This is a genomic window from Xanthomonas sp. NCPPB 4037 (assembly GCF_041475695.2).
In the GTDB taxonomy this organism is placed as follows: Bacteria; Pseudomonadota; Gammaproteobacteria; order Xanthomonadales; family Xanthomonadaceae; genus Xanthomonas; species Xanthomonas campestris.
On the sequence record NZ_CM191261.1, the window covers coordinates 2,767,742 to 2,781,174 of the forward strand.

A 13,433-nucleotide genomic window follows, 5' to 3' on the forward strand; every position below is an offset into this window, starting at 1 on the left:
AGCGGCGCATCCGTGCGCCATAGCCTTTTCAAGCAACGGTCAGAAGGACTGAGGCTTCAAGCGCGGCACGTCGTTCCCACCGCTCATTTGCTTGTCATAGGCGGCTGCGGCCTTGGCTGCGATGTCCTTCTCCTCGGCCTGCTGCAACATGGCCATGAGTTGCAACTTAGCTATCTCGTTGGACACTTGGGCTTGCTCGCCACCAAGTCGCGCCTGCAACTCGGCGATGGCTTTGGGATCCGAGGTCCCGTTGATCTGGCCGATTAGGTTCTGAATCTGATCGGCACGCTTCATGGCAGCGTCGAATCCGGCCAGGCCTGTGGCTTTATTGACGGCTCCAAGCCGTTCCTGCCGCGCACGCACATCGGAGTACATGTCGGTGATGGAACCGTTCTTGCTGTTGTTGATGATGTCCTGGACGTTGCCACTGATGCCAGCAACGTTGCCTGTCTGCACAGCGTCATAGAGGCCCGTCCAATCCTGCGGAAGGTATTGGCGCAAAGCCGGGTTATTGAACAGGTCGCCCAGCCCCCGAGAGCCAGTCAGGGACTCATACTGCCGTTTGGCCTGGTCCAACTGATTTTTCAGCTGGACAATCTGTTCGGTGTACTTGGCAATATTGGCTGCTTGATTGGCCACGGTCGTGGTGTTGAGCACCACGTCGGTGGTTGGAATCTGAGCACTGGCAGTGAATGGCATTGCCAGGCTCGCGAGCAAAACCCCTCCCAGCAGGTTCGCTTTCATAGTGGCTTCTCCTTTGATTTGACGCGGCTGACGAACGCCGGCACCCAGCGATCGGGATCATCGCCCACGTCTGCGATGACCGCTTCAATGACTTCTGCGCGATCAGGGGAGCACGACAGAACCAGCAGTTCGTCGGAAAATCCCACGAGGTTGAGGGTGCCGACCGCGCAGTTTCCACCCTGCTTGATGACAAACTTCCGCGAGTCGGCTGGCATGGACTTCACCAGGTCAAACTCAGCATCGGTGAGCTTGAATCCCTCAACATAGTCGGCACGTGTAGCCATCGGGTTCGGCAAGAAAATCTGGGTGGCGCACTGCTGGATGATGGTGCGCGCGATCGGGCTTTCGAGCGCATCGCCCGGCTCTTGCGTGGCAAAGACCAGGAGGCCATTGGCTTTGCGGATGGTCTTCAGCCCGTCCTTCGACCACTTCGTAAAGAATTGATCCTCAAGCGGCTTCCAGAACTCGTCCATGACCTTGATAAAAGGCTGGCCGTTGACCATCGCGTCGGTGCGATGCATGAGGTACATCATCATGGGAGTGCGGATGATCGGCACGTCCAAGAAGTCCGTGTAGTCGAACCCGTATAGGCGATGCTTGGTCAGGTCGATGTCGTCGGTATCGTTGTCGAACAACCAGCCATACTCCCCGCCCTCGCTCCACTTGAGCAGCCGAGCGTGCACGGTCGGGCGTGGATTCGGATCGTTAGGGTCCGGCATTGGGTTAGGCAGATTCTGCAGGAGCAATGAGAACCGCCGCAGCGGTCGATCAAGGCGAAACATCACTGTCTCTAAGGCGCGGGAAATCTCTACTTCGTCGTTGTGGTTGACAGTGTCCCCAGACGACTCAGCTAGCTGCCGGATGAGCGCTTTTAGGAATATGACGTTCTCTGGAGTCGGGTCCAGCTGCAACGGATTCATACCGGTGGGCTGGCCCATCGCGAGGGGGAAGTAGCGACCGCCCATCGCCATCACGGTTCCTTGCATTCCGCGATCCTTGTCGAACACCACAACCGAGGGGCGGAACTTGGCGGCCTGAGCGAGCAAAATGCCGAGCAAGACGGTCTTGCCCTGCCCCGTCATGCCGGTGATGATCGTGTGGCCAGCTGGCCGCTCACCCTCATTGTCTTCGGTCGGATCGGTGGCATGGAAATTGAAGTAGAGCGGTGTGCCGGCATCCGTCTTGAACATCGTCACAGCGGATCCCCAGGGGTTGCCTGTCGGTTTGCCCGCCATGTAGTTGTGCAGCGAAGAGAAGCTGAGGAAATTTTGAGAGGAGATTGGCGCAGGACGCGGCCGGTACTGCCAGTTGCATGGCAGCTGGGCCCAGTACGCTGCCTCCAGCGCCAGGCCGATCACCTGCGGGACGATGCCTACATCGAAGAACAAGGCCCGCGACTTTTCCAATCGGTCACGCGTCTCAGCTGGCGTGTCGCCAAAGACGGCCAGCGTGGCGTGGTGCTCGCCGAAGGCAAATTCGCCAGCCATGAGTTGGTCCAGCGCAAACGTTAGCTCCTGGACCTGCTGATCGGATGGATCGTTTGAGTCAATCAGGTGCTGCCTATGGCGTTCCAGCTGGCCCCTTGCAGCATGGCGAGATAGCAGGGAAAAGCTTTGGGTCAGGACACACTCATAAGGCACCTTGAGGAACTTGTTCAGATGCCCCGGCTCGCTCCGCTTCTCGTAGTCGAAGATTTCAACCATGCCGAAGAAGCGCGTCCGCGTTGGTGTTCGAATCTCACCGAGCTCGCCCCACGAGGAAAAGTTGATCCGGTTCTGCGGCATGGTTTGCCGGAAGTGCTCATAGGTCACCGGCATGGGCAGATGCTCGCCATTCACCAAGCGAGCTAAGAACTCGGCAGGCCGCGAGTAGAGGTAGACAGGCAGGCCGGAGGCTTTGGCAGCGGCTTCAGCCTTGACCAGGTCAGTCCGCGTGTCGGCAGCATCTGCGGCGCCCCGGCTCTGCTCACGATTCCACCATTCGCCGAGCTCTAGCCGCGTCTCTTCCTGGATAGGCTCGCCATCCTCACCGATCCCATCGGTGGCCACGTGCACGCACTGATACGTACCCAGCACTTCTGGGCCATATCGCCTGAGCGAGGCGAGGAACAGACGCTGTAGCTCTTCGAGGTCTTTGACGGCCGATTGCTGGCGCTCTCGCTTTTCCTTGACGCTCTGCTTCTCAAAACGAGCAAGCAGGGCCAGAGTCTTATCCGGCACCGCCCGGTGGACGACCGTCAGGTAGAGCTCATTCACCAGGAGCGACTTGTCAGTGAACATCGCACGGTACTTGGCGTCAAAGCCAGCGCAGAATGCGTTGTCGTATTGGGCCTCTTGGTATTCGGTAACACGACGCCTGACCATGTGCGTCCAAAGCGAGAGGTGATCGGTCGCCGCGCCTTTGAAGACAGTGTTGAGGTCAGCAACCCAGTTCATTAGCGTCTGATAGTCAGCACTCAGGTGCGATCGACCGGTCAGTTTGAATACCGTGAGCAGATCGCCTGCGGCGGTTCCAAGAATGGTATCGGTCACATGCCGCGTATAAGGGATGTAGTCGGATATACCCTTTTCGGCGAGGAGTTCTTTCTTGGCAGCAATGTCACCGAACATTTCTTTTTCTCCTGCGCTTATACGTAGCCGGGGCATACGACGAGGCGTTCCAAAACTTCTTATTTGTGTTGCGCAACTTAGTGTCAATCCATAGTCCAAGCGTCGAAAACGCCTTGTCGTCATGCTTCACGATCTGACGCAGCACGAATAGAATCGGGATCAGCAGCAGCCAGCAGAAGATGCTGACAAGCATGGCTAGCACAAAGATGACAAACACGGAGAAGATCAGAGGTAGAAGCGGAACCCCCATGAACATGGCGGTGCGCGTTGCGCCTTTGAACAGGGGGAACGACGTGGGCTGTTTGTCGTCCATCGTGAGCCCCTATCAGGTGGTCATGAAGATCGCAACAATTTCCGAGACGGATCCGGCGATGATCAGGCCGACAATCCATTTGATAAAGGAGTCTTTGCGGATGATGTCGAACCAATAAAGGGCGACAAGAATAAGTCCAGCAATCACCGCAATTATTGGGATAAAGGCAAGCAGGTTGTCCTTGAGCGTGGTCAGGAAGCCTTTTGCCTTGGTGAGTCCTTGTGCCTGCGCGTCGGATGCAGCAAGCACAAGAAAAATTGACGTTGCGAAGGAAGCTTTGTAATCGGAAAAGCGTGCGTAGATGCCTTTCATGTCTACCTCAGTTGGAAGTGTCCTTTCTGGACGTTGTAGTGATCGCGCAGGAACCGGAACATGGCGCGTGGATCGCTCCATTCGCGCTTACGGCCCCTTTGGCTTACGAGGCGGTATTCGGACAAGGAGCCGTCCTTGTGGTTGCGAATGGACAGCACAAACGTCCAGGCGTGCTCCTTGGTTTCGATTACAACGCACTCTTCGATGGTGCTTTGGGTCAGTAAAAGATCGAGGTCTGGTGACTGGATAAGCTTCATTGCAGTTGCTCCCGTTGGCCGTGGTGAACGAGCCAGCGTAAGCGCTGCCTTGACTTTTGTCCTTTTCAAGAATGACATTGCGATGCATCAATATTCCATAGTCGATCCTGTAAGAGTGATGGGCAGATGGTCTTTTGATGCCGTATCGGCAGCGGGAGAGGCATTACCCTCCTCGCTTCTCAACGTGCGTTCCATGCGGCTACGGGCCGCTGCCCTGCCGAACGCGTCCGTGCGATCCCGGCCGAAAGCGTCGGCAGCGCCAGCCTCATCGGCCATGGGCTGGGGTCCTGCGGCCCCGGTCTTCGACTCTTCGATTGATTGGCCATCGGGAAGAAGCGCCGGGACCAGGGCCGCAGGGTTCTTGCCGGCAGAGCGTTCAACGCGGCTCACATACCCATTGGCATGGCCGCGCGTGAAGGTGCCGGTGTTGTAGCAAGACAGCGCGTTGCGGAGCGCTGCCTGATCATTTGATTCGCTCGCTGCGGCACGCGTGAAGCAATCTGTGAGAACGCGGGCGGCAGCTGCCAGATTGGCGCAGGGCTCAAAGACGTCTTCCCATGACATGCTGAACTTGCTGACGTTCTTGCTGTTGATCTGGCCAAGACCAGAGTCGAAGTTGTAGCCGTTCGCCAGCAGATATTTCGCGGTGCTCACCGCCTCAGGTTGCGTGTCGGGTTGGCGCGGTAGTTGGGCGCCTCCATTGATGTTGATTGCATAGGCGCGAAAGCTCGACTCAGCCTTGACCACCGCAGCAAGCGTGGTCGGATGGACCGACGGAGCACATTGGCGTGCTAGAACGTCGAACTCAGTCACCGGCTGAGCTGACGCATTCGGGCCTATCGTTGCCCCGAACAGCCCTACCAGAAGTGCCAGAATGCGCAGCGACATTGGCTATGTCTCGATATGTCGATGTTGACAATGTGATACATCATTTATCACAGAATGATGGTTGTCAACCTTTGTTACCCTGTTTGCTTGTGGCGATGTCTTGCGTGACTGGACCCGCACCAACAGCCTGGACAATTGGCCGTCAAATGAAAATTGGGAAAGTTACGAGGGCTAATTAGCGATGAAGGAATTGATCGCAAAGTTGTTGCAACGCCCTGCAATCGCGGCTGATCAAAGCAGCACCGCTAGCGTTGGTGAACGACTCAGCGAGGGATACGGTCAGCCGAAGGTCGAGCCTGGATCTACGCTGGACACGATGGCTTCATTGGGCGCCAATGGTGCCGTGGAGTACGCCGTGGCGGTCGTCGCTGAGATTGATCAGATTGTGTCGGCGTGCACGCTTGCTGACGATGCGACTCCTGTTGAGTCAGTGCTTGAGCAAATACACGGGCTTAAAAACGCGCTAGCCCCTATTGGTTCCGCAGAGCTGTTGGCAGCGTGTGAGCAGCTGCGCCGCGATGCCAGTCAAGCAGATCGCATTTCCTTGGAGTTGCGCTTCAAGGCGTTAGCCAAAGCTGCCGCCATTCTTGTGAAAGACTTCCAATCCAACGTACAGACACACAACCAAGGAAATCATGGCTAGTGCCCCCCAACTAGAAGCGCCCGGCCTAATCGCCGCCGCCAAGCAGCTTCGGAACGAGCGCTTGGTCAGGATCTTCGAATCGTTCCTTGAATTCCGCGCGTGTGTCGGACGAGTGATTGTCCAGGCGATCGTGACGATTTGGAGCTTTGGCTGGCTTTACGGCCCTCAACCGGTGTTGGTGAAGGATGCCGTTTCGGTCTTCCCAATCTCGGTGGCGCTATTGGCCTTTTCTTTGGTCTGGATGGTGCTGATTCGTAAGCGGGTGATCCCTCAGACCGAATGGCTGGATGGCGTGGGCTTTGCGATGAATCTGCTGTTCATCGGGATCCAAACGCATCTTGCCTTTCTCTTGCTGATTTCGCTCAACGCGTTCTTGCCGTTCATTAGCATTGCAGCCGTTGCGCGCTATGGACGGAAGGCGGTTCTACCTGTTCTAGCTGGGTCTTTTGTGCTGCTTGTGTTGACAGCTCCGCCAGGCTATTGGATATCGCGCCCGGCCTACTTTGTGTATGCCGTCGCCCACAGCGTGGTGCTGCCTTTGTTGGTCGCGCGTATTGTGATGGCTATGCAAGAGGTCGCCTTTCAAGCACTAGCTTCTCGTGATGCGCAGAGCCGCTTTATCAGCACGATGAATCACGAGCTCCGGACGCCCTTGAATGCAGTGATCAACTGTTCGCAGCTGATCGACACCGACAACATGCCGACCGAGCAGCGCGACTTGATGAAGGCGATGACTGTCAACGCGACGGCCTTGCGGCATCGCGTCAACGAGGTGCTCGATGTTGCAAGCATTGATGGCGGCCGCCTCCAGCTGGTGACAAAGCCGCTGAACCTCTCGGATGTACTCGATACGGTCAAGGCCGTGTGCGGCAGCGCGGCTTCGGTCAAAGGAGTGACGCTCGGCTATCGCTTCAATCCCTCCGAAACGCCCTACGTGATGGGCGATGAGGGACGCATTGAGCAGGTAATTACCAACCTGGTGACCAATGCAATTAAATTCACGCCATCGGGGGGGACAGTCGATGTCCTGATTGAGAGCACCCGCGCTGACGGCCGATGGGACACTTTGGTTTCCGTTACGGATACGGGCATTGGCGTTCCCGATGACAAGAAGGCATCCATCTTCACACCCTTCACGCAGCTCAGTACGGGCTCGAACCGGACAGAAGGTGGCGTTGGCCTAGGTCTTTTCATTGCCCTTTCAGTCTCGAATGCAATGGATGGCCGCCTGACGGTGAGCGACAACCCCGGCGGCGGCAGCATCTTCCGCTGGGAGTTCAGCCTGGCTGCGGCGGCCGTTGAGACGAGTCGCACGCTTGACCTGCGCGAGGCGCTTCGGCGCCACATCGAGACGGTGACGCCCATGCACTGCCTGGTGTTCGAGGACATGGACACCAATCGGCTGGTTATCGGTAATTTGCTATCGCGTGCGGGTCATAGGGTCACGTTCCACATCGATGGTGCAGACGCGGTAGAGCGGATCCGCCAAGCCAATCCAGACCTGGTATTCCTTGACCTGCACATGCCTGGCAAGTCGGGCTGGGATGCTCTGCGTGAAGCCGGGGACTCCATCACAACGTTGCCGCCGATCATCGTGCTCACTGCTGACACACGCAGCGATTCGATTCGGGAAGCGTCCGATGCAGGTGTCTCCGGTTACCTGGCCAAGCCGATCAACGCCCATGAGCTCCTGGCAACAATCAAACACTATGCCGAAGACCGACACCGATAACGTCAAGCCTGGCAACGCCTCGCGTTGCTACTGGCAGGACGGCGACCATGCGCCGACTCCGGTGGCCATGCTGTATCTGCATGGCTTTACGGCGAGTCCTGGCGAGGCAGCTGAGCTGCCAGAGATCATGGCCGACGCACTGAATGCCAACCTGTACGTTCATCGCTGGCCTGGTCATGGAACGGATGAGCCGACGGCAATGCAAGGCCTGACCGTGGAGACATTGCAGGATTCCGCGGCGGAAGCGCTGGCGCGGGCATGCAGCATGGGTGACCAGGTGGTCATTGTCGGATCCTCACTGGGCGCCACCCTAGGCCTCTGGCTGGCATCGCAGCGACCGAGGGATGTGGCCGCAGTCGTTGCGTGGTCTCCGGGAGTTCAGGCGGCCATCCCATCCCTGCTGGAAGCCGCGTGTGCAGAAGTAGAGCCGATCACCGACCCGCGCCCCCGCACGGCCGCTGCGCAGGCGTTTTGGTCGAAGACCGTCCACCCGGACGGATACCGGGCCTTGCGGACCATGTTTGCCAGGTTTACGGTGGATCCGCCCTGGCCGCAGGTTCGCTGTCCGGTCTTTCTCGGCTACTACCGTGCTCCAGCAGGTGACGAAGATCAGACCGCTTCGGTACCGGCGATGTTGGCCATGTTCGACGCGCTTGGAACGCCGCTGGAGAACAAGCACGCCATTGCATTTGCATCGGGCGCGCATGTCATTGGTTCGCCGCACAAGAGCCTTGTTGCACGACAAGTGGCGGACGCATCGATTGATTTCCTGCGGGATCAACTCATGTGCTTAGCTCATGCCAGGGCCGGATAGGTCAGCAGGAAGAAATGGCAGATGTTCAGCGCGGCGTGCGCCGCTATGGCACCGATCAAGCCTGCGCGACGGTACGCTAAGCCATACCCGATTCCAGCCAGCACGCTCAGCAGTTGCATCGTAAGGCCCTGACCGTAATGGGCAGCGCCGAATGCCAATGCTGCGATTGTGATAGCAATCCAGTCGGCGCCGCGTCGCTTGTTCAGCAACCTCACCAGGCCGGCCTGCAAGTAGCCACGGAAAAACACCTCTTCGGCGAAGCAGACAAGAATCACGTTGTTGAGCGCCCATAGCCATGCGGAGGCAGGCAATTTCGGCTCAAACTGCACAAGGCCAACCGCCAGTGCACATAGGGCCAATGCAACGAAGGACCCAAGGCCGAAGGCGATGCCGAGCCCTACCCTGCGAAGCGTCGGCCCCGCTGTGTCCAGCCACGCAATGAATGCGACGACCCACACAGCACTCAGCGTCTTGTCTAGGTTCAAATACGCCTTGTACGGAACCGCGTCAGGTGAGATGAGCCCATTGATTGCCACGGGGTTGTTGAACCCGGGCGCTACATGCAGCCGAAGCGCAATCGCTGTCAGGATGAAGAGCAGATGCCCGGCGATGCGAGCCCACCTGCTGGTGCCGCGCATCACTGCCCAGCCGGCAACACCAAGAGCCGCCAACGAAAATACGACTGCGACGGAGAGTTGCCCGACCAGAGCCGCCAGCGTGTAACCGACCCCGATCGCCCAGAGGCCCGCCGTGCGCGTGCGGTCGCGCCAAAGCAACACCACGGCCGGAAAAATAACCACCCAAGGCAGCCATGCCAGACCATGGATCACAATCGCCGCTTGCTCAGCTCTCATAGTTTTCCCAATGTTCGCGCTGTTAGGGGTGGGGTATAACCATGACCAACAGCCACCCAATCGATAGAAAGCCAATGAATCACTCTACGACGACTGCTAGCCGGCTTGCAGTAGTCGGCGGAGCGACGGAGCCAGCGCCAACCCGGGCGATTCCAACGCCGGGCGTGGCGAGCTTCACTTACATCATCGCCGACGACCATCCGTCCGTCACCATTGCCGTGGGTCACATGCTCTCCGACCTGCTAGGTGTTGAGGCCTCACGATTCACATCCACAAATTCAAGTTCTGAACTTCTAGCCGCAGTGGCTGAGAGCCAATCCGCACATCGGATCATTGTTCTAGACCTGGTCATGCCAGGTGGACTCAAACGTGTTGCGCTGGTACGTGCACTACTGGCGGCAGATCCAGCATTGAAAGTGCTGGCGTACACCGCCGAGGAAAGCCCGTTTCTCGCGCGCGCGATCATGGAAAACGGTGCATCGGGCTATGTTGCAAAGACAAGCCCCGCTGCCGAGTTGATCGACGCGATTGCCGCGATAGCGGCAGGCAAGACATACATCGATAGCCATATCGATCTAGACAGCACTAACAAGCACCCATGGGCATCGCTTACGGAAAGCGAGCGAGCCGTTTTGGTGTCTTTCTGCCGAGGATCCAAGGCACACGACATCGTGGAGGCGAGCGGCCGCAGCTACAGCACGGTGACGACACATAAGTACAACGGGCTGGGCAAGCTGGGGCTGCGAGATGGAAACGACCTACTTCCTTTCATCTATGAAAACGGCCTACTCCACGAGTTGGACAGCTGAGCAAGCTGGTCGATTGCATCCGGAATTTTGCGCTCTGTTGACTTGAGTGCGCATCCCGTGCTCAGTTGACAATGTTGCAAAAATGACGAATCATTTATGCATAAGTGATTCAGGTCACTTCTTTACAAAGGAGTTCTCGATGTTGAAAGACCAACACGACTCATTGCCCGCCAATCTCGATATCAGTGGCCTATCCGTTTCGCAGTTGACGCTATTGCAAGAAGAGCTCGACAAGCAAAGGGCGAGTGCACAGGAGCGCGAACGCCAGCTCGTGAAATCACGGGTTGTTGAGGTGCTGGAGAGCGCCGGCTATTCGGTAGCGGACTTGCACAGCCTGTTCCCGGGGTCCGGTCGTCAGACATCAAAAGCGCGTGCGGCATATCGTCATCCAACGAAGCGCCACGTTTACTGGACCGGCAAAGGGCGAAAGCCACAATGGCTCATTGAGTACGTGAGCGTTGAGGGCCAGTCGCTGGACGACCTGAGGGTCAAGTGACATGGGTACTGTCGTCGCCTTTAGGCGCCATCGCATCCATCGCCGTAGCGGATCCAGCGAAGCGACGCCAGGTGCCCTGACTGGGTGGACATGGCGTGGTGTCGGCACAGCGGCTGCGGCCACCGCAGCGGTCCTATCCGCCTTACGTTGGCCAGCACGAGTTGGCCTTGTCCTGGTTGGGGCAGTTGGGGTGATCGGAGTGTTCGGTTGCTTCTGGCTTTCATCACCGACCAATTGGCCAATGATTCGACACGCCGTCGCGGCCTTTTTAGGGGCGGTTGCCCTATGGCACGGCGGGGAGGCGGCCCTACGAGGTTCAAGAACCGCCGCAGCCCACAGCTTTGCGAAGGCGCGCCAGCGTCGTGCACCAGGTGCTGGTGCTGAATAAAAAAACCCGGCGCTAGAACGCCGGGGAAGAGTGTTGGCCCATTCCACAAGGCCGTTGCCACCCTACCCCTGTAGCGTCGGCCCTTCAAGGAGCGATCGATGTTGATATTGACCCGCCGGATAGGTGAGACGCTGGTCATAGGTGGTGAATCCACAACTGTGACTGTGCTGAGCGTCAAGGGCTCACAGGTGCGCATCGGCATAAGGGCCCCGGCCGAGGTTGCTGTGCATCGTGAAGAGGTGTGGGAGCAGATCCGGCAGCAGCAAAAGGGCACGGGTTATGCGCCTCGTTCTTGACGTGCCGAGCGTGCCGCACAGCCTATGCGTCCGCGCGTGCCAAGCCGCAGAAGAAGTGCTCGCTGAGCGCGGCGTTAGTTTGTCGCAGCTATCGCTTTGCGGTACCTACCAGCACAAGGCAGAGCAAGACGCCTACAAAATGGCATGTGCAGCTGCTGTGCTGGTGCTGGTTGGCTACAGTGCCCCGCCCTCGCTGATCGAGCACGCTTGCTTCAAGCTGGTCCCGTAATGCTGGCCAAGTTGCTCGCGTCAGTGAGCCTCATCGCGGTCACGGCCGGCGGCTACCTGGTCAGCAACACACAGGTAGCTCCAGCCGGCCAGCCCAACGATGCAATTGCAGACCAAACAGCAGGCTATCTCGAAACTTTCATCGAGCACCCTGCCCTGTCTGCGTGTGTTACAGAGCGCTACGGCAAGCAGCTACGGCAAGCAGGGCTGGCCCGCTTTCGTTTGGAGCCACAAGCAGGTGATTGCCCGTATGCGGCCTGTGCCCGATCGAGGATCCGGGGGCTGGCTGAGCACAGAGACACACGCGGTGCGGTGTTACGCACCGCCCTGTTCATGGATCCGCCGAAGATCCCAATCGCCTCACCGCTGCTGGGGGATTCGATACCGTTCGCCCTAGATGTCCAAGGCGAACGCATCATAGTGACGGCACCCCCAGCCCTGCCGTTGGCCGCACCGCTCGCCAACGTTTGCAAGGCCATGGCCGCCCCGCTGCAATCAATCGCGGATTCGTGACGGCGCGTCGCTTAGATGAAACCTTCAAGGTCATCGCGGGTGAGTACGCCGAGCCGATGCCCCCACGACGCAATCAGTTCCACGACCTCAGCCGATTCGGCCGGATAGGTGGCCAGTAGCTCGGCCTCGAAGGCCTGGATCACCTCTAGTGGCTCGGCCGCGCCGGCGAGCCGGTGTTGGAGCTGATCGAAAAGGCTAAGGGTGCGGGCTTCGCTCATGGGCTAGAGTCTACGTCCAAGCTTCTCAAGCCGTGAGACGGCCTGGCCGATACTGGCAACATGCACAGAACCGAACTCCGCACCCAGCTCGACCAGCTGGACGCAGCAGTCCCCGCGCTCCTGGCTGGATCCCCTGACCGTTGCCACTTCTGGCAGGCCTTCGCCGGTATGGCGGACGTGATCGAGGACGGCGCCGTCACGGCCGAAGATGCCCAATTCGTGTCCCGGCGGATCGATGAAATCCTTGCCTGGCATGGCCTTGAAGACACCGACCGCGACTGCTGAGGGTCAGCTATGTGCTACTCCGCCCAGATCCGGGCCGACTACAAGAAACTCGTGCGCAATTACGGCGCGATCATGTCTATCAAGGAATTCGCCGAGCTCTACTTGTTCGACGCCGGCAAGGCGCGGCCAAAGACACCGAAGGGCATGGATGATGCCTTTGTGGGTGCCGATGATCCCCAGGTGCAGCCGATCGCCGCAGCCGTGGCGCAGTGGCGCGGCGTGGAAGCGAGGAAGCTGTAAGAAGAGCTGTTCGCCCAGAAGACGCGCCTGGTGGGCGCCGAGCGGGCGTTGCAAACCAAGGTCACCAAGAAGGCGCAGAACGACGTGCGCGTGGCCACCAACAAGATCGAGCGCGCTCGAGCCAAGCTATCCGACCTCAATCGTTCCGAGCCGCTGTCGCGCGACTCCCGGGTGTTCCCGGGCGTGTATGCGCCGGTGATCGTGATGGAGGGCGGCCAGCGCGTCATCAAGCCGATGCGCTACCAGTGCCGCCTGTGCGGCAAGCCAGCCAATTACGATGTGCGGTTCCCCGGCACCTACAACGCCCGCAGGGACAACCTGGAAGGGTTTTGGGGCCAGGCCTTCGGCCGCAACCATGGCGTGATCATCGTGGACGCGTTCTACGAGAACGTGGCGCGGCATGCCATGGAGGGCCGCACCCTCAGCGAGGGCGAGAAGGAAGAAAACGTTGTGCTTGAGTTCCGGCCGCAGCCGGCGCAAGAAATGGTGATCGCCTGCCTTTGGTCGGAATGGGACGGCCCAGAGGGGCGCCTACTCTCGTTCGCGGCCATCACCGATGAGCCGCCGCCCGAAGTGGCCGCAGCTGGCCATGATCGGTGCATCGTGCAAATCAAGCCGGAGAACATCGACGCTTGGCTCAACCCGGATCCGGCGGACCTTGCCGCGTCCTATGCAGTGCTCGACGACCGGCCTCGCCCGTATTACGAGCACCAGCTGGCGGCGTGAGCATCGACCAGGCGCCAGTCCCGCCTGCCCCTGTTCCTGACATGGCTTGGGTGCGGGAAGGAGAGCGG

General features: G+C 58.9%; 16 protein-coding genes and 1 pseudogene. 9 read left to right on the forward strand and 8 right to left on the reverse strand.

The features are described 5' to 3' along the window. Positions 1–39: 39 nt before the first annotated feature. From virB5 to ACCQ01_RS12460, 6 genes are all read right to left on the reverse strand, one after another. Positions 40–744, reverse strand: coding sequence for a P-type DNA transfer protein VirB5 (gene virB5, locus ACCQ01_RS12435; RefSeq protein WP_228434182.1), 705 nt, complete (start codon positions 742–744; stop codon positions 40–42). Beyond that, the gene (locus ACCQ01_RS12440; RefSeq protein ID WP_228434181.1) at positions 741–3,353 is read right to left on the reverse strand and encodes a VirB4 family type IV secretion/conjugal transfer ATPase; all 2,613 of its coding nucleotides are present in this window, start codon (positions 3,351–3,353) and stop codon (positions 741–743) included. The genes virB5 and ACCQ01_RS12440 overlap by 4 nt, the downstream gene beginning before the upstream one ends. Then, positions 3,343–3,666, reverse strand: a complete 324-nt coding sequence (locus tag ACCQ01_RS12445; RefSeq protein WP_228434180.1) for a VirB3 family type IV secretion system protein — start codon at positions 3,664–3,666, stop codon at positions 3,343–3,345. The genes ACCQ01_RS12440 and ACCQ01_RS12445 overlap by 11 nt, the downstream gene beginning before the upstream one ends. 12 nt (positions 3,667–3,678) lie before the next feature. Further along, a complete protein-coding gene (locus tag ACCQ01_RS12450) occupies positions 3,679–3,978 on the reverse strand; it encodes a TrbC/VirB2 family protein (RefSeq protein ID WP_228434179.1) in 300 nt (99 codons plus the stop codon). A gap of 2 nt (positions 3,979–3,980) precedes the next feature. Then, positions 3,981–4,235, reverse strand: a complete 255-nt coding sequence (locus ACCQ01_RS12455; RefSeq protein WP_228434178.1) for a hypothetical protein — start codon at positions 4,233–4,235, stop codon at positions 3,981–3,983. A gap of 87 nt (positions 4,236–4,322) precedes the next feature. Further along, entirely contained in the window at positions 4,323–5,123 is an 801-nt protein-coding gene (locus ACCQ01_RS12460; protein WP_228434177.1) for a lytic transglycosylase domain-containing protein, read from the reverse strand. Positions 5,124–5,304: 181 nt separating this feature from the next. Between ACCQ01_RS12460 and ACCQ01_RS12465 the strand changes: the two genes are divergently transcribed. From ACCQ01_RS12465 to ACCQ01_RS12475, 3 genes are read left to right on the forward strand one after another with little or no spacing between them, the layout of a single operon-like run. Further along, the gene (locus ACCQ01_RS12465) at positions 5,305–5,766 is read left to right on the forward strand and encodes a hypothetical protein (protein WP_228434176.1); all 462 of its coding nucleotides are present in this window, start codon (positions 5,305–5,307) and stop codon (positions 5,764–5,766) included. After that, complete coding sequence (locus ACCQ01_RS12470; protein WP_228434175.1) at positions 5,759–7,498, forward strand: ATP-binding response regulator; 1,740 nt, start codon at positions 5,759–5,761, stop codon at positions 7,496–7,498. The genes ACCQ01_RS12465 and ACCQ01_RS12470 overlap by 8 nt, the downstream gene beginning before the upstream one ends. Beyond that, complete coding sequence (locus tag ACCQ01_RS12475; RefSeq protein ID WP_228434174.1) at positions 7,476–8,312, forward strand: alpha/beta hydrolase; 837 nt, start codon at positions 7,476–7,478, stop codon at positions 8,310–8,312. The genes ACCQ01_RS12470 and ACCQ01_RS12475 overlap by 23 nt, the downstream gene beginning before the upstream one ends. Here the strand turns inward: ACCQ01_RS12475 and ACCQ01_RS12480 are convergent. After that, the gene (locus ACCQ01_RS12480; RefSeq protein ID WP_228434173.1) at positions 8,294–9,166 is read right to left on the reverse strand and encodes a CPBP family intramembrane glutamic endopeptidase; all 873 of its coding nucleotides are present in this window, start codon (positions 9,164–9,166) and stop codon (positions 8,294–8,296) included. The two genes, ACCQ01_RS12475 and ACCQ01_RS12480, sit on opposite strands and share 19 nt — an antisense overlap. 74 nt (positions 9,167–9,240) lie before the next feature. Between ACCQ01_RS12480 and ACCQ01_RS12485 the strand changes: the two genes are divergently transcribed. The 4 genes from ACCQ01_RS12485 (at position 9,241) to ACCQ01_RS12500 (ending at position 11,896) form a co-directional block, all read left to right on the forward strand. Next, a complete protein-coding gene (locus tag ACCQ01_RS12485; protein WP_228434172.1) occupies positions 9,241–9,975 on the forward strand; it encodes a response regulator transcription factor in 735 nt (244 codons plus the stop codon). A gap of 139 nt (positions 9,976–10,114) precedes the next feature. Then, entirely contained in the window at positions 10,115–10,471 is a 357-nt protein-coding gene (locus ACCQ01_RS12490) for an H-NS histone family protein (RefSeq protein WP_228434171.1), read from the forward strand. A gap of 486 nt (positions 10,472–10,957) precedes the next feature. Beyond that, entirely contained in the window at positions 10,958–11,155 is a 198-nt protein-coding gene (csrA, locus tag ACCQ01_RS12495) for a carbon storage regulator CsrA (RefSeq protein WP_228434170.1), read from the forward strand. 228 nt (positions 11,156–11,383) lie between these two features. After that, the gene (locus ACCQ01_RS12500; protein WP_228434169.1) at positions 11,384–11,896 is read left to right on the forward strand and encodes a hypothetical protein; all 513 of its coding nucleotides are present in this window, start codon (positions 11,384–11,386) and stop codon (positions 11,894–11,896) included. Between the two features lie 11 nt (positions 11,897–11,907). On the opposite strand, the gene ACCQ01_RS12505 is transcribed toward ACCQ01_RS12500, so the two are convergent. Next, positions 11,908–12,114: a hypothetical protein gene (locus tag ACCQ01_RS12505; RefSeq protein WP_228434168.1), complete on the reverse strand. Its 207-nt coding sequence runs from the start codon at positions 12,112–12,114 to the stop codon at positions 11,908–11,910. Positions 12,115–12,174: 60 nt separating this feature from the next. On the opposite strand from ACCQ01_RS12505, the gene ACCQ01_RS12510 reads away from it, so the two are divergent. Together ACCQ01_RS12510 and ACCQ01_RS12515 are read left to right on the forward strand one after the other, a co-directional pair. Then, the gene (locus ACCQ01_RS12510) at positions 12,175–12,399 is read left to right on the forward strand and encodes a hypothetical protein (protein WP_228434167.1); all 225 of its coding nucleotides are present in this window, start codon (positions 12,175–12,177) and stop codon (positions 12,397–12,399) included. A 9-nt stretch (positions 12,400–12,408) separates the two neighbouring features. Next, positions 12,409–13,365, forward strand: a pseudogene (locus ACCQ01_RS12515) (SOS response-associated peptidase family protein). The last annotated feature ends 68 nt before the right edge of the window (positions 13,366–13,433 follow it).